A 19771-nucleotide genomic window follows, 5' to 3' on the forward strand; every position below is an offset into this window, starting at 1 on the left:
CACTGTCCAGCTAGTGCACGGCCGCAGCGCGCTTACGCCGTGCGCGGTGCCATCTTCCACAGCAACGCGCGGAACGGCGCCAGCAGAAACACGCCGATCGTCAGCTTCACCGCCAGATCGCCCAGCGCCCAGCTCACCCACGGCAGGCTGGAACCGGCGAACGCGATGCTCCAGAAAATCGTCGTATCCAGCGTCGCGCTGCAGGTCGTTGCCACCATCGGCGCGCGCCACCAATGCCCACGGCGCAGCCGGTCGAACACGGTGATGTCCAGCAGCTGCGCGGCGATGAAAGCCACGCACGAGGCCACCGCGATCCGCGGCGTGGCGATCCAGATCGACAGCAGCACGGCCAGCGCAAAGCCCGCCCAGGCCACCTTGCGCGCGGCCTGCGGGCCGAAGCGGCGATTGATGAGGTTGCTCACCAGGAACGCCACCGGGTAGCTGAAGGCACCCCAGGTCAGCCAATCGTTGATCGGGTACTGCACCAGTACATTGCTGCCCAGCACCACCACGCCCATGGCCAGCACCGCCAGCAGCAGCGACGGCACGGTCAACGGGGCAAAGGCAATGGCAGGACGCGCGGACATGGCGAGCCGGGGGAATAGGGGGAAGCGGCGGATTATCCGGGCTTGGCCGGCCCGGGGCCAGCCCGGGCCGGTTTGCCTACCAGCGTTCGCTCAGGTTGCTGGCGGCAGCGTCGGTGGTCGGCAGGAAGGCCAGGGCCGCGCCGTCGACCGCGGTCACCGTCCAGCCGGCACCGGCCGGCGTCGGCTCGAAGGCCAGCACATCGCCCACTGCCACGGCAGGCGCGGGCGTGTCGCTGCGGGCCGGCCACTGCAGCAGTGCCAGGTCGTCTGGCGCGTCGGGGTTCTTCAGCGCGACCTGAAAGCCGCCATCGGCCTGGGGCTCGACTCGCTCCACGGTCAGCGGCGGCAGCGGGCCGGCCTTTTCCGCGCGGGCGACGCGCGCCCGGCTGCGTTGGACAGATCCGTCGTGCAGCTTGCCGATCCCGGCCGAGGTCAGCCAGATCGGCGCGGTGACGACGACCAGGCTCACTACCGAGGTCACGGCCACGCTGCTGGCGACCGGGTGGCGGTAGACGGAGTACTGCGCCTGGGCCGGCAGGCTGGCGGCGAACAGTGCCACGACCAGTGCCGGGGCGATGACGCGCGGGGAGAGCTGTTTCATCTGATCACTCCGTTCACAGAAAGGGGAGAGGGCAACCGGCGCTTACCAGCGCTCGCTGGAGTGCCCGGCGGCCGCGTCCGGCGTCGGCAGGAACGCCAACGCCGCACCGTCGGCGGCCGTCACGGTCCAGCCTGCACCGACCTCGGTCGGCTCGAAATGCAGCACATCGCCCACCTTGAGCGTCGCGGCAGGATTGTCCGGGCGTGCCGGCCAGTCGATCAGCGCGGTCGCATCGGGGGCGTCAGGCCGCTGCAGCGCAACGTGGAAGCCGCCGTCGGGCTGGCGATCGATCTGCTGCACGGCCATCGGCGGCAGCGGTTCGGCCTTGCTTGCATCAGGCTTGGTGCGCTTGGAACCTTCGCGGACGCTCTGCGACCCCTTGGCCACCAGCAACACCGGCGAGGCGGCAATGAACGAGACGGTGTAGACGCTGATCACCGCGCTCACGCCCGAGGCCTGATTGCCGTTGAGATTGCCGGCCGATGCAGGCAGTACGGTAAGCGCAGACACAGCGAGCAGGCTCGCGCAGAGAAGGGATTTCGTCATGACGCAGTTCCTGGAGAGGGTAGGGGATGACGCGCTCATGGTTTCGGTGCCGCAGCGCCGTCCACCGGCACGTGGGCCACGCTGAGTTCCTGCTGCAGCGCGTGACGCTGCGCGAGGAAATCGAACACCGACTCGACGGTCACCACCGAGTAATTGCCCGAAATGCGTTCGCTGGCGGGATGATCGGTTACCGCAGCATTCGGCACGAAGAAGCGCGCGCCCAGCCGCTTGGCCACGCCGATATGCAGCGTACTGGGGCGATAGTCGCGCTCCTTCAGCCAGGCCTGCGCCTGTGCGCGCTTGATCAGCAATGTCCCGTCGTCCTCATGCGCCAGTGCAGCGGCCAGCACCTCAAGCACCCACTGATTGGAATTCTGGTACTCGTCGCGGAACGGGTAGGCAACCACGCTGTAGCGTGGCTCATGCAGCGCACGCGCTTGGATGGCAGGCGGGGTGAGCATCGCGATCAACGCCTTGCGAACCGCCGGCGTCGGCACCCCGATGCGCAGATCGGTATGGCTGCCACTTTCACCGATGAAGGTACTCAGCCCTTCCCGGAACAGCTCGGACTGCGGTGATTTGCAGTGGTTGAGCAGGTGCACCGCGCGCCAGTTGCCATCGGCCTCACGCAACAGGAAGGCCAGGTGGCTATGGCGCAGACCGTACTTGCTGAGGTCCTGGCCACCGCGGGCGATCATCACCACGTCCACGCCGTCCAGCGCGTCGAGTGTTTCCCCGGCGGTCAATGCCACATCGAACATCGCCGCCAATGATTGCGGCGTGGGATGACGCTCCACGCACTGCGGTTCGGCCTGCGCGGTCAGCGCAGCGCCAAGCAGGGCGCCACAAAGAAAAAGCGGGCGCAGGCGTTTGATCTGGGCAGCGAAAGGTACGTCCATGTCACACGGTCTCCGGCGGCACCGGCCGCGGCCGCATCATAGCGTTGTGCAAGGATGTCAGGCCTGAATCCCCAGCCGCGCACGCACGTCCTCGGCAACCCGCGTGGTCTCACGCAACGGTTCGATGCGGCCCTGCGTCTGCCAGTCCAGCCAGCGCGCCTGCAAGCGGCCACGTTCGCGCAGCGCGTGCTGGAAGTGCGCCAGCCGCCCCTGCGCCTGTTCGGCCAGGGCCACCGCGACCGGCATGCGCGTGGCACACGCTTCAGAGAGCAGGTTCACCGAATCCGGCGAGACCACCACGCGGTTGGCCCAGCCCAGCAGGCCGGCATACGGATTCACGCCGTCGCCGCCGTCGCCCCAGATCACGTTCGGCACATCGGCGAACGCACTGCGCAGCGCACCGACCAGGGCCGGTGGTGTGCGTCGCGAAGTCGTGGCCAGCAGGCTGCCCCCCTCGGCGCGCAGCTGCGAAGCGAGTTGCTGGAACACCTGCACCATGTCCGGCTCGTGCCAGGGCGCGTGCGGGGTCGGCCCGCCGACCAGCAACGCAGTGCGCGGGCCGGGCAAGGCGCTGAACGCAGCGAACGCGGCACGGCCGCAGGCCAGCCAGTCATCGTTGACCGGATTGAGGCTGCCGAGCAGGGTGAGCACGTTGCTGCCGCGCAGGCGATCGTGCTCGGGCACGACCAGCAGGTCCCAGTGGCGCGGGCTCAGGCGCGGGTCGAGGATCTGCACCACCTTGGTGCCACGGCGGCGCAGTTCGCGCAGTGCCCCGGCGGCCTGGCGGCCGCAGCCGACGGCCAGCTCCGGCGCTTGCGCGGTCAGTTCGGCAAAGGCCTCGCCGTAGCCGTTGGCCGCGCCCGGCAACCAGCGCGGGGCCAGCCAGCGCCAGGGCGCACGCGGGGTGAGCACCAGCGGACGATGCGCCCCCAGCTTCAATGCCGTGGCCAGGGCCACCGCCTGCCGCACATTGCCGGCACGGCCGTCAGTGATCGTCCAGGGTGGACTCCATCGTTTCACGTATGGCATTAATTCGTTTCAGTCAGGCTGGGTGTTGCAACTGTCGCGACACTCTACACTGCCAGCCTTCGCCGATCGCGCTGTCGCCCTGCCACGGTAGCCGATGCGCGAACGATTCCCTTATTTCCGGAGGCTTCATGTCCCACGTCCTTGACGATGCTGCGCTCGATCAGCTGTTCCGTACCGCCCGCACCCAGAACGCCTTCCTTGATAAGCCGGTGGACGACAGCCAGCTGAAGGCGCTGTACGAGCTGCTCAAGTGGGGGCCGACTGCCGCCAACGGCAGCCCGGCGCGCTTCGTGTTCGTAAAGTCTCCCGAAGCCAAGGCCAAGCTCGCCCCGGCGCTGTCGGAGGGCAACCACGACAAGACCCTGGCTGCCCCGGTCACGGTGATCGTCGGCTTCGACGAAGACTTCCACGAGAAGCTGCCCTTCCTGTTCCCGCACACCGATGCCAAGGCATGGTTCGATGGCCCGCGTGAAGGCCGCACCGAAGGCGCCTTCCGCAATGGCAGCCTGCAGGGCGCCTACCTGATCCTGGCCGCCCGCGCGCTGGGTCTGGATGCCGGCCCGATGTCCGGCTTCGACAACGCCAAGGTCGACGAAGCCTTCTTCAAGGGCACCGCGATCAAGTCGAATTTCCTCGTCAACCTGGGGTACGGTGACGCCTCGGGCCTGTTCCCGCGGCTGCCTCGCCTGTCCTTCGACGAAGCGGCCCGCATCGCATAAGCGTTACCGCCGGATCGTGGCCCGTCCGTGCGGATAGGCTGCATGAATTTTTTTTCTTTTCCCTTCGATTACGAGAGAGACCTGACATGACCGTGACCCGCGAACTGCTGCTGCCGCTCGCCCTGACCCTGGCCATTGCCGCCTGCTCCAAGCCGGCCGACGAAGCCGCTGCCCCGGCTGCCGATGCGCCGGCCGCCACCGAAACCGCCGCCCCCGCCACGGACGCTGCGGCTGCCGCCCCGGCCGCCGATGCGATTCAGATCGCCTCGGGCACCTACAAGCTCGACCCGACCCACACCGACGTGCTGGTCCAGTGGAGCCACTTCGGCTTCTCGCACCCGACCGCGCACTTCGGCGCCGCCGAAGGCACCCTGGTGTATGACGCCGCGGACGTGACCAAGTCCACCGTGGAAGTGAAGCTGCCGCTGACCGGCCTGAACAGCTTCACCGCCAAGTTTGACGAGCACCTCAAGAGCGCCGATTTCTTCGACGCCGCCAAGTTCCCGGCTGCCACCTTCAAGAGCACCAAGGTTGAAGCCAACGGCACCAACAAGCTGACCGTCACCGGCGACCTGACCATCAAGGACATCACCAAGCCGGTGACCCTGGATGTGACCATCAACGGCGGCGGCGAGCACCCGATGGCCAAGGTGCCGGCGGCGGGCTTCGATGCCACCACCACCCTCAAGCGCAGCGATTTCGGCGTCGGCGCGTACGCCCCGAACGTCAGCGATGAAGTGAACATCCGCATCACCACCGAGGCCACTGGCGAAAAGCCGGCTGCCTGAGTTTCTCCTCACTCGTCGTGAGAAGGCAGAAAGCCCGCCAATTGGCGGGCTTTCTTTTTGTGTGGCGGCCGATCGATACCCGGTAGTGCCGGCCGCTGGCCGGCAACCAGGAATTCCGCCGAAGCGCAGCCACGCATGGCGTGTCTCTACCGTTGACGGGACCGGGGTAGATCCACGCCATGCGTGGATACCAGCGCGATCAAGCCGCCGCCACCGGGGCGATGATCACCCCGCCGCCACCTGCGCGATCACCTTGCCCAGCCACAGCGTGGTGAAATCGGTCGGCGTGCGGCGTGCCGGGGCGGTCAGGCCGCTCTCGCGCAGGAACGCATGGGTCGCCTGGGCGAACGCCTGGCGGGCCAGCAGCGCGGCCTGCTTCACCGAGGCCTGCTGCTTGCGCAGCTGCACGATCTGCAGGCTCGGCTTACCGGGCATCGCGTACTTCTGGTAGCGGCGCAGCTCATCGGCGACCAGGTCGATATCGATGTTCGCCTGCACCAGCGCGGCCTGCGCGCGGGCCAGGGGCACCAGGGCGGTGCGCAGCGGGGCGATGTTCCCGCCCACGGAGGGCGCCAGCGCCGCCAGGGCGGCATCCAGCGCGGGATCGGCGCGCTCGGCGCGGTCGATCAGATCGGTCAGTGCCGAAAGAGAAGGGGCTTGCATGAAAGGCACCGGCACAAAACGCGATTGTCGCATTCGCGGCCGGTGCCCGTCGCGGGCTCAGTCGTCGTGGTGCTCGCTGCCGTGCGCCTTCCAGTAGCCGGTCGAGCGGATCCAGTCCTTGGGCACGCCCAGGTGACCCTCGATGTACTTGCGCATCATCCGGGCCCGGCGCGATTCGGCCGCGATCCAGTAGAAGGTGTCGCCGTCCGGTTCCTCGAAATCGGTCAGCACGTCTTCCAGCAGGGTGCTGGTGGCCGCGTCGAAGCCGTTGCGCTCCAGCCACGAGATGCGGATGCGGTCGTCCTCCGGCAGCTCCTGGCGGTCGCCGGATTCGGGGATCTCGATGTAGACATCGGCGTTGGCGCCTTCCGGCAGCGTCTCCAGCCAGCGGCCGATCGCCGGCAGCGCGGTTTCATCGCCGATCAGCACGTAGGTGTCGAAGTCATCGGCGGTCATGTGCGAGCCACGCGGGCCGCCCACGGCGATCGCATCGCCCGGCTGCGCGTTGGCCGCCCAGGTCGAGGCCAGGCCATCGCCGTGCATGACGAAGTCCAGCGCCAGCTCGTTGCTCTCCAGGTCCCACCAGCGCGGGGTGTAGTCGCGCGAGGGAGAGGGCGTCTGGCCTTCCGGGTAGCGCGGGCCTTCCGGGGTCATCGTCGGGACCACGAACTGGCCCTCGGCGTTGGGGAAGAACAGCTTGACGTGGTCGTCCGGCGAGGGCGAATCGAAGCCTTCCAGTGCCTCGCCACCGACGATCACCCGGCGCATGCACGGGCTGATCTCTTCGGTGCGCAGCACCTGCAGCGGGCGGAACTTCACGGTATGACGGAGCAGTCGGTTTTCATGCAGAGCCATGGGAATACCTGGATCAGTGCCGCAGCGCGGCGTTGAGAAAGAAGGACCTGGCGGGCGGTGGCTGGCTGGGTCTGAAACGAAGGAGGGGGGTCAGCGGCCCTGCGCCCGGATCCGCGCGGCGGCCTCGCGCAGCGCCTGGGCCACGGCGGCGGCGTTGTCGTCCTGCCAGCGGCCATGGCACAGGCCAAGCGCGTGCTTGAGCTCGCGCAGCGCATCGCGCACGGACGGCGGCAGGTTGGCCTTGGTGATCGTGCGCGCGCTGTCGCGTACCCGGTGCACCGCGGCATCGACCTCGTCGCGTTGTGCCTCCAGCTCGGCCTGGCCCAGCGCGCTGAGGGCGTAGCGCTTGCGCCCCCCGTCCTCGACCGCGCCGACCCAGCCGGCGGCCTCGAACTGCGCCAGCACCGGGTAGATCGAGCCGGCGCTGGGCGTGTAGACCCGCACGAACATGTCGCTGATCAGCTGGATCAGCTCATAGCCGTGGCGCGGCTGGTCGGCGAGCAGCGACAGCACCAGCAGGCGCAGATCACCGCGGCTGAGGGGCCGGGCGGTCAGCGGGCGGGCAGGGCGGTCGAGGTCGCGCGGAGAGGTCATTTCGATATATCGAATGCAGTGGCGGAACGATATATCGAAAACTCCGGTTCGGCCAGCAACTGCGCACGCATGGCAGGGATGCATTCAGGTCAATCCAGCGTGCGACGGTGCGTGCTTGTGGTGGAACACTGCGCTCCGTCCACGCCTTCCAGCGCGGCCGATGATTCACGCCGATGCGCGCTCAGCCTCCGTCGCATCGCGCACGAACTGCGCCAATCGCCCGCGCCGCAGCGCCTGCGCTGTCCATCGGTGTCCCGCTGACGCGCCGGTGTCATCGCCGCCGGGCAGGCTGAAATGCAGCGTGGAACCTTCCAGCGCGGCCCGCGCGCTGTCGCCGGCTGTCCTTCCGGACACGCCCGGATGGTTCCATACGCAACCGTAGCGAAGTAAGCAAACCCCTTGGTGCGCTACACTTTGCGGCTAGAAATCTAAAACAGTCGCGCGCGTGCGTGCGGTCATGGGAGCGCAAATGAACTGGTTGAACGAGGTGCTGAACAACGACCCGAATCCTGTGGAAACCCAGGAATGGATCGAGTCGCTGAAGGCCGTTATTGATGTCGAGGGCCCCGAGCGCGCGCATCAGCTGTTGGAAGGCATGGTGGAACTGACCCGTCGTTCGGGCGCGTACCTGCCGTTCTCTCCCACCACCGAGTACGTGAACACCATCGCGCCGACCCTGGAGGCCAAGAGCCCGGGCAACGCCGAACTGGAATGGCGCATTCGTTCCATCATCCGCTGGAACGCGATGGCGACCGTCGTGCGCGCCAACCGCAAGCCGGGCGACCTGGGTGGCCACATCGCCTCCTTCGCCTCCGGCGCCACGCTGTATGACGTGGGCTTCAACCACTTCTGGCGCGCCCCGAGCGACAACCACCCCGGCGACCTGCTCTTCATCCAGGGCCACAGCGCCCCGGGCATCTATGCGCGTTCCTTCCTGGAAGGCCGCATCGACGAAGCCCAGCTGGACAAGTTCCGCATGGAAGTGGACGGCGGTGGCCTCTCCAGCTACCCGCATCCGTGGCTGATGCCCGATTACTGGCAGACCCCCACCGTCTCGATGGGCCTGGGCCCGCTGGCCGCGATCTACCAGGCGCAGTTCCTGCGCTACCTGGAAAACCGTGGCCTGATCGAGAAGTCCGATCGCAAGGTGTGGTGCTTCATCGGCGACGGCGAGAGCGATGAGCCGGAAACCCTCGGCGCGATCGCGCTGGCCGGCCGCGAAGGCCTGGACAACCTGATCTTCGTGGTCAACTGCAACCTGCAGCGCCTCGACGGCCCGGTGCGTGGCAACGGCAAGATCATCCAGGAACTGGAAGGCGTCTTCCGTGGCGGCGGCTGGAATGTCATCAAGCTGCTGTGGGGCGGTTACTGGGATGCCCTGCTGGCCAAGGACACCAACGGCGTCCTGCGCAAGCTGATGATGGAAACCGTCGACGGCGAATACCAGAACTGCAAGGCCTTCGGCGGCGCATATACCCGCGAGCATTTCTTCGGCAAGTACCCGGAAACCGCTGCGATGGTCGCCGGCCTGAGCGACGATGACATCTGGCGCCTCAACCGTGGCGGCCACGACCCGCACAAGGTGTATGCCGCTTACCACGAAGCGGTGAACACCAAGGGCATGCCGACCGTGATCCTGGCCAAGACGGTCAAGGGCTACGGCATGGGCAGCGCGGGTGAAGCACTCAACCCGACCCACCAGACCAAGAAGCTGGATGACGACGCCGTTCGCCACTTCCGCGACCGCTTCAACATCCCGGTGACCGACGCCCAGCTGGCCGACGGCCAGGTGCCGTTCTACCACCCGGGCCCGGATTCGCCGGAAGTGAAGTACCTGCAGGAACGCCGCGCCGCCCTGGGTGGCTACCTGCCGCAGCGCCGCCGCAAGGCCGAAAAGAGCTTCAACGCGCCCAAGCTGGAAAGCTACGAGCGCCTGCTCAAGAGCAGCGGCGAGCGCAGCTACTCCACCACCATGGCCTTCGTGCAGAGCCTGAACATCACCCTGCGCGACAAGGAACTGGGCCCGCACATCGTGCCGATCGTGGCCGACGAAGCCCGTACCTTCGGCATGGAAGGCCTGTTCCGCCAGATCGGCATCTACGCGCCGTTCGGCCAGAAGTACAAGCCGGTCGATGCCGACCAGCTCATGTTCTACCGCGAAGACCAGAGCGGCCAGGTGCTGCAGCAGGGCATCAGCGAGCCGGGCGCCATCGCCTCGTGGATGGCCGCCGGCACCAGCTACTCGGTGAGCAACGTGCCGATGCTGCCGTTCTACATCTACTACAGCATGTTCGGCTTCCAGCGCGTGGGCGACCTTGCCTGGCAGGCCGCCGACATGCGTACCCGTGGCTTCCTGCTGGGCGGCACCGCCGGCCGCACCACGCTGAACGGTGAAGGCCTGCAGCACGAAGATGGCTTCAGCCATATCGTGGCCGGTGGCATTCCGAACGTGCGCAGCTATGACCCGACCTTCGGCTTCGAAGTGACGGTGATCCTGCAGCACGGCACCAAGGCCATGATGGAAGATCAGATTGATGAGTACTACTACATCACCCTGATGAACGAAAACTACACCCACCCGGAAATGCCGGAAGGCGCGGCCGACGGCATCGTCAAGGGCATGTACCTGCTCACCGACGCCGGCAAGCCGAAGAAGGGCGAGCTGCGCGTGCAGCTGCTGGGGTCGGGCACCATCCTGCGCGAAGCCATTGCTGCGGCCGAGCTGCTGGACAAGGACTTCGGCGTGACCGCCGACATCTGGAGCTGCCCGAGCTTCAACGAACTGCGCCGCGACGGCTTCGACGTGGAGCGTTACAACCGCTTCCACCCGGAAGGCGAGCAGCGCAAGGCGTTCGTGACCGAGCTGCTGGAAGGCCGCCAGGGCCCGGCGATTGCCGCCACCGACTACGTGCGTGCGTACGCGGACCAGATCCGCTCGTTCGTGCCGATGTCGTACACGGTGCTGGGTACCGATGGCTTTGGTCGTTCGGATACGCGTGCCAACCTGCGTCGCTTCTTCGAGGTTGACCGGTACTACATCGCGCATGCCGCGATTGCGGCGCTGGCGAAGGAAGGGAAGATGACCGCGAAGGATGTGGCCAGGGCGATCAAGCAGTACAAGATTGATCCTGAGAAGGCTAATCCTGTCGGAGTTTGACCGAAAGTTGTGAAGCAAGACGAAGGGGGGGGCATTCATTGTCCTCCCCTTTTTTCTTGCAGAAGAGGTGGTTCTTCCCTGGAGCCAATATTTTGTGCATCCTAACCTCAGTCCCTCGCGCAGGTGCGCGACGGACTTGGTGTACAACTCACGGCACAGGGGGCCAAGGAATGGGCAAGTACATTGTTACCGATTTAACTCGCTTTAAAGAAGGTAAGGCGGAGGTCTGTACTGCACTTATTAGTGAAGATTCCGGGCAATGCGTTAGGCCCATACCGTATTTCACCTTTGAACAGATGCGGAAGTACGGTGTTATCCCGGGAGCGGTGATAGAGGGTGATTTCACCCCGGCTGCGATCGCCGGGAAGCCTCATCGCGAAGATTGCTCATACGGAACGCTTCAGTTGACCGGCGCCGTTAGTGCAAGCGATTTTCGAGCGGTACTACAGCGCTCTATTTCGAATAGCGTGAAAGAGGGCTTTGGATCAGATTTCGACGGCATTAAACTTCTTCCCATCGATACTAAGGCGGAGCGGTCGATTATTACTGTCAAGGTGGGTCCTGATTGCTTTAAAGTCGAAAAGGATAGGTTCGAAAATTACAAGGTCCACTTTAGGGATTCTTCGGGTGTAAGTTATAGGTACATTCCAATCACAGATTTGGGTTTTCATCAGTACTTGAAGGGTGTTGACGCGAGTTCGATGAATCCAGTTGATGAGGTTAATTCGCACTTCAAGGAATCTCATGAAATTTATCTGCGTCTGGGAGTTAGTCGCGCGCATCAGTCTCAGGATGGTCGAAATGGATACTGGATGCAGGTTAACGGAATTTACTCATTCCCGGACAGACTTGATAAAATCAGAGGCTATGCTCCTTGAGAATATATACCATCGGCTTTACTAAGCGCACAGCGCAGGATTTTTTTGAAACTCTTGCGGCGGCCGGAGTGTCTAAGGTGGTCGACGTTCGGTTGCGTTCAAATTCTCAGCTTTCTGCGTTTGCGAAAGTTCCCGACCTCCCATATTTCCTCAATAGTTTATGTGGGATTGGATATGAAGCTGAAGAAATGTTCGCGCCAACTTCCGAGCTGCTTGATGCTTACAAAAGCAAGAGAATTAGTTGGGATAGCTATGCGAATGGCTATGGGTCGTTGATCGATGCAAGGGGCGCATCTCAGATTGATTTAAGCTCTCTAGATGGATCTTGCTTTCTTTGTAGTGAGTACTTGCCTCACAAATGTCACCGCCGAATCGCCGCGGAGTTCTTGCGTTCCACTTCAAGGGAAGAGGTTGAGATAATTCACCTGTGAATGAGTCGTTTGTTCTAGTTGGCGTTTCAGATGGCTTCAGAGACGAGGCTCTGGTGCGCGAAAAGTTGGATTTGTATCTTGCTAGGATACCGGACGTTGACGTTATCTTGCTCAACGATACGTCCGGGATTTTGGCTGGGTATTTTATGGGGCGTGAACAAGATTCCCTGTCGCCCTATATGACATTGCGAGAAAAGAGGCGCCTTGTTTCCAAGGCGTCTCACTTCGTCTATTTTTGGGATGGAGCTTCGCTTTCGGATTTCGTTCACATCTCAAACGTTTCCGGAAAGCCAGTGAAAACAGTTTTTGTCGAGACAACCCGCGTGGTCAACAAGGATAAGGGGGCTGAATATGACATATATATTGGGAGGGGGACTCCTTGGGGAAATCCATTTGCGATTGGCGAGAATGGAATGGATCGTAAGCAGGTCATATCTGCTTATCGCGAGTACTTTTTGAAGAAGTTCGTGAACGATCCTCAGGGGAATCGCGATATCAAAACTCTGCGTGGCCTCGTCCTCGGATGTCACTGCAAGCCCGAGGCTTGTCATGGTGACGTGATTGCGGAATACCTGAACTCCCTTCAAGATGAAGATTAGTTTTGATCCGTACGGATGGCTTCACGCTTTTGCTCTTTGCCATTACATTGGATAGATCACCTATAGGCAGTGGGGTACAAGGACAGTGGTAACGGAAGGTGCGCTGCGCCAGCGCTAGCGATTCGGCCCTCCCCCTCATCTGCGAAGGATCAAGGCGAATCCAATCGAGTCACGGCGTGCCATAGTCGTTACCAATGCCTCCAAGCGGCTCCTGTTAAGATGTCTCGAACAAGCCAGCCTGCCCCCTTCTCCCGATTGTGTGGCTGGCCGCTATCAGCGGCCACGCGAGCCAAGGAAATTCTCTCCTAGCCTTTCACAAGGAAGCTCGCATGTACCGCAATTCCGTAATCCGCTCTGCCGCTCTGTCCTTCGCCATCTCCCTGAGTCTTGGCGCGCCGTCTGCCTTCGCAGCTGACCAGGCCACCGCGTCGGCCAGCACCGTCGCCGTCCAGCGCAAAGCGGTTGCCCAAGGTGTCTATGAGCTGGCTTTCAGCCCCAAGCAGAGCGCCGTGTTCGTTGCCTCCTCGGGCGGCTTCGGTGATGCCGCCCGTCCGTCCCAGGTCCTGCGCCTGAACCCGGAAACTCTGGCCGTCGAAACCACCATCCCGCTGGAGCGCAAGGCGTTCGGCGTGGTGCTGGACGACGCCAACAACCGCCTGTACGTCGGTAACACCGTCGATACCTCGGTCACCGTGGTCGACACCGCCACCAACAAGTCGGTCGGCATCGTGCAGCTGATGGAAAAGAAGGTCGGCAAGGACGGCAAGGCCGCCTACACCCACGATCTGCGCGAGCTGGTCGTCGATGGCGCCAACAACCGCCTGTACGTCACCGGGCACTCGGGCGAGGGCAGCGTGCTGTTCGTGGTGGATACGCAGTCGCTGAAGGTCATCAACACCATTCCGGGCCTGGGCAACGCCAAGGCACCGGGTCTGGCGCTGGATGCCAAGGCCAAGCGCGTCTACACCTCCAACCTGCTGGCCGAGCTCGTCACCGTCGGCACCGACAGCGGCAAGGTCGAGCAGCGCTTCAAGGTCAGTGCCGAGCAGCCGATGAACATCTCGCTGGATCCGGCCGGCAAGCGCCTGTTCGTGACCGACCAGGGCTCGGAGATGATCCGCAAGTACCAGGCCAGCAGCTCGGGCTTCGAATCGAAGCATCCGGGCCAGCGTGTGCTGGTGCTGGACCGCACCACCGGCAAGGAACTGGCCAGCATTCCGACCGATGCCGGCCCGCTGGGCATCCTGCTGGATGCACCACGCAAGCGCCTGTACGTGACCAACCGCGATGGCGGCACGGTGACCGCATACAACAGCGACACCTACAAGCAGGTAGCGACCTACGCGGTGCCGACGCACCCGAACAGCTTGGCGCTGGATGCCAAGAAGAACGTGCTGTACGTGACCGTCAAGAACGGTGACAGCGAGCCGAAGGGCAGCGAAGAGTCTGTTGCCCGCATTGCGCTGTAACAAGAGACTGCGAGATGCCCGCCCGGTGAGGATTTCACCGGGCGGCGTCTGCGGATCTTCACCTTCGGACCATTGATTGGTCGATTACCAATCGCACTTCGCTCGGTGATAAATCAGCGCGTGCGGGCTAACACGGTCAACGGCTGCTGCTGGAGTCGCCAGCGAAACACCCTCCAGCGACGCATAGGTTGAGGCGCGCAAGCTAGGGGCGATTAGAACCGTGCGCGCATCAGGGTCAACGGCAATCAGACGAAGGTCGAACAGTGTATGGATGTCTGCCCTGAGTAGTAGCCCATTGCTTACTGCGTTTGTCTCGCCATCCAAGTACGGAAAGATGTGCGCGGCTTCGAGTGCATCCAGTACGTCACACCCTGTGACGGCACAGCGTCCGGTATATGCCTTGATCAACGCAGCACGAAATGCAGGCTGACCGCGTCGGCGGACAATGCTCGCGAGCACGCGCCTACGCTGATCTGAAGCGCCTCCTGGATCAAACGCGCCCTGTGTCTCTGCGTCTTGAGTTACCTGATCCAGGGTGGGCGTGTTCACCTGTGGCGGAAATCGACGTACGTCGATTAGCTTGATCAAACGCGCCGCAACGTCATTTCCCACATTCCTGGCCGGCTTCAGTCCGTCAACCCATCGCAGGCCCAGACCATCCAGAACGTAGGAAATGTTCTGCATGCGGAACTCCCACGACTTAGCGTTCCTCCCGACTTTCTCAGACAGCTCGCGATAGATGTGTGCCTTGACGACGCGGCGGCCATTCAATTCATCGGTCAACATAACGAGGTAAGCATCCACTGCTGCTTCCAGCTCACTGTCTGTCCAGTGCTCCACCATGGCGTCACCAACTCCAATGCGAATCTTTGATTCGATAGAGCCAGCGTATCGCAATTTATGTGGTCAATGAATGGAGTGGTTGCGATTGCCCTGACAGATAGGAGTCGATCCGGTGGCTACTGCGTTGCTAGCTTCCGCCGCACGTAATACCCCCGCGCCTCCCCAAGCACCAGACTCAACGCCTCCACGTTCCCGAACGCATCCCGATGGAACTCAATCTCCAGCCCATCGATATCCGGTGACACAAAACGATTCGGCGACACTGGCAGCACGCGCCCATCGCGTTTCGTCCCCGCCACACCCACGCGCACCTCCCCATCAGCCACCTTCACCTCCAGCGTCGGGATGTCGAAGATGTCCGCCAACGCGCGGCGCTGCGCCATCGGCACGTTTTCATCCTGTTCGAAGACCCCGGCATAGTCCGCATATCGCGGTTCACGAAGGTCCAGCGCAACCGTGCGCACGGCAGGATTCACCCCACGCCCGATCGCATCCGACAGTGCATTGCGGATCTCCTTCGCCAGCGCAGCACCGTTCTCGCCGTTGGTAAGAATGACGAAGCCGTCACCCGTCTCCAGATATCCCTCGATCCACGCCCGGTAGCTGTCGTTGGAGCCACCATGGTGGAAGATCCGGGCCTGCCCGGCACCGTCCAGACGCGGGCCAAGGCCGTGCCAGCTCGGCGAGACCTCGGTCATCATGTCGATCGCAAAGGGGTGCGGCAGGAACTTGCCTTGGCCGCGGTAGCTGGCGGTCAGGGCGGCGACGAACGCCGCCAGGTCGTTGGCGCTGGTCCACAGGCCCGAGGCGCCCTGTTCGGGGAAGGATTGCCAGCCGCGTGGCAGGGCGGTGGGCTTGCCGTCGCTGTCATGCGCTTTGGCAATGTTGTCGGTGGTGGCCGGCGGATCGGTGAAACGACTGCGCTGCATATGCAGTGGCTCGAAGACCTGCCTGCGTGCGAGTGTGTCCAGCGGCTGAGTTCATGATCAACTTCTGGGCAAACCTGCACAGCGTCTATGCGGGAGAGAACGTGTCAACCACGATCATGGGATCAGGCATAACTCATATCTCCCAGCACCGGGGCATTTCGCCTCACGAGCTGTTGAAGATCATGCTGTGGACCTACCGGGTCAGCGAAACTCGTGTGGCGCATCCAGCCATACTCTCCGTCATCGTGGCGCCTGACCTGATAGATCGGATCAACTTTGCCGAGATTGAGGCTGCAACCCACGGGTTGTAGAGTGCAGCCGTCGCTGCTCTGACGGCCTTTGCCTGTGCGTATGTCGGTGTCGTGACTAACAGCAGTTGGTGGTTGACTCAAGCATTGCCTGTGCGGGAACTCTTCCGAGGCGCTCTCAAGCCTCGTTCACTAGGGATAGGAGACGGAAATGTCTGGATCTGGTGGTGGTAATTTTGGGGGCGGTGGGGTTCAGGAGATTGCCTGTGACCGTCTCTCTTTTGAGACGCAGTTGAGTTCCCCTAAGCCCGCAGTCGTGGCTGGAATCAACGTCGGTGATGTCTTGTCGGTGGCCATCGAGCAGCAATTGGCTGCGCAGGTAGTGGTGATCAAGCACGGCAATCAGGTGGCCGGAGGTATTACCTCACCCAAGATGTCCCGCTTGCTCGAGTGTATGCGGCAGGGAACCCAGTACCAGGCCACGGTGCTGAGCAAGGATGGCGGCCACGTAACCATACGCATCTCGCCTTGAGACGCTAGGCAACGACAGGGGATAAATGGATGTTGACCATCGTCGGTGGTATTTACCGCGAGGTGTGTTTGCGCCCGCAATGGGACGAAGTGTATGGCTCGGCCGGACGTGCAGCGTCAGCGGTGGCACGTCTGGGTGGACAGGTGACGTTGCACGGTTATCTCGATGCTGGCCTCCAGCCGATTTTGGAGTGTCGTGCAGCAGATGAGGGCTTTGGCCTATCGATTACGCCGTTGCCACGGTCTGCCGCTTTCCACTACAGCCACGGATTGTCGGTGCCGTGGATCGAGCATCCAGAGCGGCAGTCGCCGCTTAGTGTTAAGGCTGATCACGTGCTTCGCTTTGGCATGTTGGAGAGCACGGCCATAGTCGACGCCGAGTACGCCGTATTCGATCCACAGAACGTTACCGGGACTGAAGCTTTTGGCGCTAATGGCTCAAAGGCCCAGCACCTGGCACTTGTGCTGAATCTGACCGAGGCAAGGGGCTTGCTCCGACGGTTCGATTTGACACCCGAGCAGATGGCTGCCGAGCTGGCTTCGCAGCACGGCGCAGAAGTGGTGGTGTTGAAGATGGGGCCGAAGGGGGCCTTGGTGCACCACGAGGGCGGCACTGAGTGTGTTCCGGCCTATGCCACCTCTCGGGTATGGAAGATCGGTAGCGGGGATCAGTTTGCGGCCAACTTTGCATACGCCTGGATGGAAGAGCGCCGCTCGCCCTTTGAGGCTGCGGACCGGGCATCGCGTTCGGCAGCCTTCTATGCTCAGCATCGCAGGTATCCTGATGTTGGGGAGCTAGATGCCTTCGCTCCGGCGCCGCTGCGGCTATCGGACACCTACCTGCAGGGGCAGGTGCCTACCGTTTACTTGGCCGGGCCCTTCTTCACCCTTGGACAGCTCTGGGTGGTCGAGCAGGCCCGCAACTGCCTCCTCGACATGGGCCTGGACGTGTTCTCCCCCTACCACGACGTGGGCCCTGGCCCAGCCGAGATGGTGGTGGGGAAGGATATTGAGGGCATCCACTGGAGCCAGGTCATGCTCGCCATCGCAGATGGGCTGGACTCAGGCACGATCTTCGAGGTGGGTTACGCGCGATCTCGGGGGATCCCGGTGGTGATGTATGCCGAGAACGTGTCGCCTGAGGACCTGAAGATGATGGAGGGTACCGACTGCTTCCTGCGCGACGACTTCGTCAGTGCCATCTATCAGACCGCTTGGAATGGTGTTTGCGTATGAAGAGTGCCCTCCTACTGTCTGGCGGGATGGACTCGATCGCTCTGGCCTGGTGGAAGCGTCCGGATATGGCGTTCACCGTGGACTATGGGCAACTCGCCGCGGCTGCGGAAGTGGTGGCGGCCAGCGCCGTGAGCGAGCGACTGCAGATCCCGCACTACGTCATTCGGTTTGACGGTCGTGAGCTGGGTTCTGGGGACATGGCAGGGTCTACCCCGGACGTCCACGCGCCTGCCAGTGACTGGTGGCCCTACCGAAACCAGCTGCTGCTTACTCTGGTTGGTATGAAGGCGATCGCCCTGGGCGCGCAGAGACTTTGGGTCGGTACCGTTGCTTCAGATGGTAGCCATCAGGATGGCACGCCGGGTTTCGTCGACCTGATCAGCAAGCTGATGCAAAGTCAGGAGGGCGGCATGGTGGTTGAGGCCCCGGCGATCCAACTGCAAACCAGCGATCTGGTGCGCACATCGGGGATACCTCGTGATCTGCTGTCCTGGGCTCACAGCTGCCACAAAGCGTCTGTCGCCTGCGGTAACTGCCGCGGCTGCAACAAGTACTTCCAGGTATGGCACGAGCTCGAAGGATATGTGGGCGACGCTGGGTAATCCGGTCCCTCGTCAGGACCCTGAGGCATATGCGCCTTGGCAGTGGCCGGTAGTGCGCTCGATCGCACTGCCGGCCGCCTCGGACGTAGTGAGTCAATGGCCAGAGGCACTCCTGCAGCGCCGAAGTCGTAGAGACTTTGCGCCCATCGATATGCACGCGCTGAGCACGCTGCTATGGCACACCGTGCGTTGCCAGCGCACTGCCGAGTCGCCAATGGGGTTCTCCCTGCAGCAGCGGCCGGTCCCCTCTGCAGGCGCTATCCATCCGGTGCACCTGCTGGTGCAGCTTCCGCTGGAGGGTGGGCAATGGGCACGCTACAACTCCATGACCCATGCCCTGGATGTCTTGGGCCATGCGTCCACCGTCCTGCACGGACTGTGCGAAGAGGCAGGTCAGGTGATTCGGACCGAGCCAGGCTCGCTGCTCTTGTTCGTGGCGGAGCCGGCAATGACCGCCGCCAAGTATGAGAATCCCTGCAGTCTGGTATGGCGCGATGCGGGTGTCATGCAAGGGGCTCTGGCCATTGCCGCGGAGGCCTTGGCGTTGAACTACTGCCTTCTTGGGATCACTGGTGACCCGTGGGTGGGGCGGCTATCCGAGCAGTGCCATCTGGTTGGAGTGGGGCTGGCGGCGCTGGGAGCGCGGCCGTGAGGGCGCGTGCTTGGCCTTGAACTTGCTTTCCGGCAGCGCGCTGAGTGTGGCGCCGACTGTCAGGGGGGAGGCCATCATGTCCAGCCAAATGACGGCATCGAGTTCGGACGCCCTCACGCCCAAGCCAACGCTGAACTTCAGGAACTGGTCCTCGAGCTGAAGGTAGTTCCGCTCCACTGTCAGCTCTGAATCCAGGAACCCGGCAAGAACGCCGGCGCGCAGGATATGGATGTCCAGAATCGCGACATCGTCTGCATCCAGCCAGTTGCGCGCAATCCAGGAGGCTGTCTTGTATCCGATCCCAGGGACAGAGGTCAGCCAGTCGCGTAGCGCGCGACCTGACTGATCCGGAGAAGGCTCTTGGGAGAGCTTGCGCATTGCTGCTGCCAGATAGCGTGCCTTCTGGCCGGCAAAGCGATACCGCACCAGGCGGCCTTCGTGCTCCATCGGCTCGGAGAGCCACTGAAGCAGATCCTCCTCGTCCGGCGCATCAGCCTCAAAGGCGCCCTTCGACTTGAGGTGGTTGTAAGCCAGCAATCCAATGCTCGCAGGGATCCCGTGACCGCCCAGAAGGCACGCGCCCACTTCCTCGCGAAGCGTCTTGCCCAGCTTGTACTTGATCGAGCGCGCCTCGATGCGCCTGGCCATGACCTGGTATGCCCAGTACGCCGGAGTGGGAAACGCTTCGACGGCGCCCCACGGCACCCCGGCAACTACCTCCGACTCTGCGGAGGGCAGTTCAACGTTCACCGTCATGGATTCGAGCATTACGCAGGCGCGCTGCATGGGGAGCCTCTTTGGTCGCCGAGCGTTGCATCTGCAACTCCGGACAAGCTGGGTTTACACCTGATCGGACTGGCAGGGCGTGTAGGGCGCGTTCCCGTTTCGTGGGAGTCCGCTTTCCTTTTATGCATC

23 protein-coding genes are annotated in these 19771 nt (G+C 63.1%); 11 read left to right on the plus strand and 12 right to left on the minus strand.

Annotated elements, in window-relative coordinates:
• Positions 1-32: 32 nt before the first annotated feature.
• From OC373_RS09595 to OC373_RS09615, 5 genes are all read right to left on the minus strand, one after another.
• Positions 33-587, minus strand: coding sequence for a queuosine precursor transporter (locus OC373_RS09595; RefSeq protein ID WP_261997585.1), 555 nt, complete (start codon positions 585-587; stop codon positions 33-35).
• Between the two features lie 76 nt (positions 588-663).
• The gene (locus tag OC373_RS09600) at positions 664-1188 is read right to left on the minus strand and encodes a hypothetical protein (RefSeq protein WP_070426498.1); all 525 of its coding nucleotides are present in this window, start codon (positions 1186-1188) and stop codon (positions 664-666) included.
• 42 nt (positions 1189-1230) lie between these two features.
• Positions 1231-1734 (minus strand): hypothetical protein, encoded by a 504-nt coding sequence (locus tag OC373_RS09605; protein ID WP_070426499.1) that lies wholly within the window; start codon positions 1732-1734, stop codon positions 1231-1233.
• 35 nt (positions 1735-1769) lie between these two features.
• Positions 1770-2633 (minus strand): DUF2145 domain-containing protein, encoded by an 864-nt coding sequence (locus OC373_RS09610; protein ID WP_261997586.1) that lies wholly within the window; start codon positions 2631-2633, stop codon positions 1770-1772.
• A gap of 57 nt (positions 2634-2690) precedes the next feature.
• Entirely contained in the window at positions 2691-3662 is a 972-nt protein-coding gene (locus tag OC373_RS09615) for a mitochondrial fission ELM1 family protein (protein ID WP_261997587.1), read from the minus strand.
• Positions 3663-3790: 128 nt separating this feature from the next.
• Between OC373_RS09615 and OC373_RS09620 the strand changes: the two genes are divergently transcribed.
• Both OC373_RS09620 and OC373_RS09625 read left to right on the plus strand, forming a co-directional pair.
• The gene (locus OC373_RS09620) at positions 3791-4381 is read left to right on the plus strand and encodes a malonic semialdehyde reductase (RefSeq protein WP_019186197.1); all 591 of its coding nucleotides are present in this window, start codon (positions 3791-3793) and stop codon (positions 4379-4381) included.
• Between the two features lie 86 nt (positions 4382-4467).
• On the plus strand, positions 4468-5169 hold the full coding sequence (locus tag OC373_RS09625; protein ID WP_261997588.1) for a YceI family protein: 702 nt from the start codon (positions 4468-4470) through the stop codon (positions 5167-5169).
• Positions 5170-5394: 225 nt separating this feature from the next.
• Here the strand turns inward: OC373_RS09625 and OC373_RS09630 are convergent, their stop codons facing one another.
• The 4 genes from OC373_RS09630 to OC373_RS09645 form a co-directional block, all read right to left on the minus strand.
• Complete coding sequence (locus tag OC373_RS09630) at positions 5395-5832, minus strand: hypothetical protein (RefSeq protein ID WP_046272874.1); 438 nt, start codon at positions 5830-5832, stop codon at positions 5395-5397.
• Positions 5833-5889: 57 nt separating this feature from the next.
• On the minus strand, positions 5890-6687 hold the full coding sequence (locus OC373_RS09635; protein WP_046272875.1) for a siderophore-interacting protein: 798 nt from the start codon (positions 6685-6687) through the stop codon (positions 5890-5892).
• Positions 6688-6777: 90 nt separating this feature from the next.
• Positions 6778-7281 carry a PadR family transcriptional regulator gene (locus tag OC373_RS09640; RefSeq protein WP_019186201.1) on the minus strand — a complete coding sequence of 168 codons (504 nt, stop codon included), beginning with the start codon at positions 7279-7281 and terminating at the stop codon, positions 6778-6780.
• Positions 7282-7446: 165 nt separating this feature from the next.
• On the minus strand, positions 7447-7635 hold the full coding sequence (locus tag OC373_RS09645) for a hypothetical protein (RefSeq protein ID WP_261997589.1): 189 nt from the start codon (positions 7633-7635) through the stop codon (positions 7447-7449).
• A 115-nt stretch (positions 7636-7750) separates the two neighbouring features.
• Here OC373_RS09645 and aceE point away from each other — a divergent pair, with 115 nt between their 5' ends.
• The 4 genes from aceE to OC373_RS09665 all read left to right on the plus strand — a co-directional run bounded on the left by aceE (position 7751) and on the right by OC373_RS09665 (position 13815).
• Entirely contained in the window at positions 7751-10438 is a 2688-nt protein-coding gene (gene aceE, locus OC373_RS09650; protein ID WP_261997590.1) for a pyruvate dehydrogenase (acetyl-transferring), homodimeric type, read from the plus strand.
• A 170-nt stretch (positions 10439-10608) separates the two neighbouring features.
• Complete coding sequence (locus OC373_RS09655; protein WP_261997591.1) at positions 10609-11316, plus strand: hypothetical protein; 708 nt, start codon at positions 10609-10611, stop codon at positions 11314-11316.
• Positions 11317-11743: 427 nt separating this feature from the next.
• Complete coding sequence (locus OC373_RS09660) at positions 11744-12346, plus strand: DUF4326 domain-containing protein (RefSeq protein ID WP_261997592.1); 603 nt, start codon at positions 11744-11746, stop codon at positions 12344-12346.
• A 329-nt stretch (positions 12347-12675) separates the two neighbouring features.
• Positions 12676-13815 (plus strand): YncE family protein, encoded by a 1140-nt coding sequence (locus tag OC373_RS09665; RefSeq protein WP_261997593.1) that lies wholly within the window; start codon positions 12676-12678, stop codon positions 13813-13815.
• 84 nt (positions 13816-13899) lie between these two features.
• On the opposite strand, the gene OC373_RS09670 is transcribed toward OC373_RS09665, so the two are convergent.
• Both OC373_RS09670 and OC373_RS09675 read right to left on the minus strand, forming a co-directional pair.
• On the minus strand, positions 13900-14658 hold the full coding sequence (locus tag OC373_RS09670; RefSeq protein WP_261997594.1) for an HNH endonuclease: 759 nt from the start codon (positions 14656-14658) through the stop codon (positions 13900-13902).
• Positions 14659-14774: 116 nt separating this feature from the next.
• Positions 14775-15629 (minus strand): serine hydrolase domain-containing protein, encoded by an 855-nt coding sequence (locus OC373_RS09675; protein WP_261997747.1) that lies wholly within the window; start codon positions 15627-15629, stop codon positions 14775-14777.
• Positions 15630-15640: 11 nt separating this feature from the next.
• Here OC373_RS09675 and OC373_RS09680 point away from each other — a divergent pair, with 11 nt between their 5' ends.
• From OC373_RS09680 to OC373_RS09700, 5 genes are all read left to right on the plus strand, one after another.
• Positions 15641-15898, plus strand: coding sequence for a macro domain-containing protein (locus OC373_RS09680; protein ID WP_261997595.1), 258 nt, complete (start codon positions 15641-15643; stop codon positions 15896-15898).
• A 148-nt stretch (positions 15899-16046) separates the two neighbouring features.
• Positions 16047-16367 (plus strand): hypothetical protein, encoded by a 321-nt coding sequence (locus OC373_RS09685; RefSeq protein ID WP_261997596.1) that lies wholly within the window; start codon positions 16047-16049, stop codon positions 16365-16367.
• A gap of 29 nt (positions 16368-16396) precedes the next feature.
• On the plus strand, positions 16397-17602 hold the full coding sequence (locus OC373_RS09690) for a PfkB family carbohydrate kinase (RefSeq protein WP_261997597.1): 1206 nt from the start codon (positions 16397-16399) through the stop codon (positions 17600-17602).
• Positions 17599-18204 carry a 7-cyano-7-deazaguanine synthase gene (locus OC373_RS09695; protein WP_261997598.1) on the plus strand — a complete coding sequence of 202 codons (606 nt, stop codon included), beginning with the start codon at positions 17599-17601 and terminating at the stop codon, positions 18202-18204. The genes OC373_RS09690 and OC373_RS09695 overlap by 4 nt, the downstream gene beginning before the upstream one ends.
• A 214-nt stretch (positions 18205-18418) precedes the next feature.
• Entirely contained in the window at positions 18419-18856 is a 438-nt protein-coding gene (locus tag OC373_RS09700; protein WP_261997599.1) for a hypothetical protein, read from the plus strand.
• On the opposite strand, the gene OC373_RS09705 is transcribed toward OC373_RS09700, so the two are convergent.
• Entirely contained in the window at positions 18797-19642 is an 846-nt protein-coding gene (locus tag OC373_RS09705) for an 8-oxoguanine DNA glycosylase (protein WP_261997600.1), read from the minus strand. The genes OC373_RS09700 and OC373_RS09705 overlap by 60 nt on opposite strands.
• Positions 19643-19771 lie beyond the last annotated feature (129 nt).

It is taken from the genome of Stenotrophomonas sp. Ste96 (assembly GCF_024519495.1).
Lineage (GTDB): Bacteria > Pseudomonadota > Gammaproteobacteria > Xanthomonadales > Xanthomonadaceae > Stenotrophomonas > Stenotrophomonas bentonitica_A.

Excerpts from the sequence above, each read along its gene's own strand:
- OC373_RS09655 (WP_261997591.1), top strand. The coding sequence starts at position 10,609 with ATGGGCAAGTACATTGTTACCGATTTAACTCGCTTTAAAGAAGGTAAG.
- OC373_RS09690 (WP_261997597.1), top strand. The coding sequence starts at position 16,397 with ATGTTGACCATCGTCGGTGGTATTTACCGCGAGGTGTGTTTGCGCCCG.
- aceE (WP_261997590.1), top strand. The coding sequence starts at position 7,751 with ATGAACTGGTTGAACGAGGTGCTGAACAACGACCCGAATCCTGTGGAA.
- OC373_RS09625 (WP_261997588.1), top strand. The coding sequence starts at position 4,468 with ATGACCGTGACCCGCGAACTGCTGCTGCCGCTCGCCCTGACCCTGGCC.
- OC373_RS09595 (WP_261997585.1), bottom strand. The coding sequence starts at position 587 with ATGTCCGCGCGTCCTGCCATTGCCTTTGCCCCGTTGACCGTGCCGTCG.
- OC373_RS09670 (WP_261997594.1), bottom strand. The coding sequence starts at position 14,658 with ATGGTGGAGCACTGGACAGACAGTGAGCTGGAAGCAGCAGTGGATGCT.
- OC373_RS09635 (WP_046272875.1), bottom strand. The coding sequence starts at position 6,687 with ATGGCTCTGCATGAAAACCGACTGCTCCGTCATACCGTGAAGTTCCGC.
- OC373_RS09615 (WP_261997587.1), bottom strand. The coding sequence starts at position 3,662 with ATGCCATACGTGAAACGATGGAGTCCACCCTGGACGATCACTGACGGC.
- OC373_RS09630 (WP_046272874.1), bottom strand. The coding sequence starts at position 5,832 with ATGCAAGCCCCTTCTCTTTCGGCACTGACCGATCTGATCGACCGCGCC.
- OC373_RS09620 (WP_019186197.1), top strand. The coding sequence starts at position 3,791 with ATGTCCCACGTCCTTGACGATGCTGCGCTCGATCAGCTGTTCCGTACC.
- OC373_RS09605 (WP_070426499.1), bottom strand. The coding sequence starts at position 1,734 with ATGACGAAATCCCTTCTCTGCGCGAGCCTGCTCGCTGTGTCTGCGCTT.
- OC373_RS09695 (WP_261997598.1), top strand. The coding sequence starts at position 17,599 with ATGAAGAGTGCCCTCCTACTGTCTGGCGGGATGGACTCGATCGCTCTG.
- OC373_RS09665 (WP_261997593.1), top strand. The coding sequence starts at position 12,676 with ATGTACCGCAATTCCGTAATCCGCTCTGCCGCTCTGTCCTTCGCCATC.
- OC373_RS09640 (WP_019186201.1), bottom strand. The coding sequence starts at position 7,281 with ATGACCTCTCCGCGCGACCTCGACCGCCCTGCCCGCCCGCTGACCGCC.
- OC373_RS09685 (WP_261997596.1), top strand. The coding sequence starts at position 16,047 with ATGTCTGGATCTGGTGGTGGTAATTTTGGGGGCGGTGGGGTTCAGGAG.
- OC373_RS09705 (WP_261997600.1), bottom strand. The coding sequence starts at position 19,642 with ATGCAGCGCGCCTGCGTAATGCTCGAATCCATGACGGTGAACGTTGAA.
- OC373_RS09610 (WP_261997586.1), bottom strand. The coding sequence starts at position 2,633 with ATGGACGTACCTTTCGCTGCCCAGATCAAACGCCTGCGCCCGCTTTTT.
- OC373_RS09680 (WP_261997595.1), top strand. The coding sequence starts at position 15,641 with ATGATCAACTTCTGGGCAAACCTGCACAGCGTCTATGCGGGAGAGAAC.
- OC373_RS09700 (WP_261997599.1), top strand. The coding sequence starts at position 18,419 with ATGGGGTTCTCCCTGCAGCAGCGGCCGGTCCCCTCTGCAGGCGCTATC.
- OC373_RS09600 (WP_070426498.1), bottom strand. The coding sequence starts at position 1,188 with ATGAAACAGCTCTCCCCGCGCGTCATCGCCCCGGCACTGGTCGTGGCA.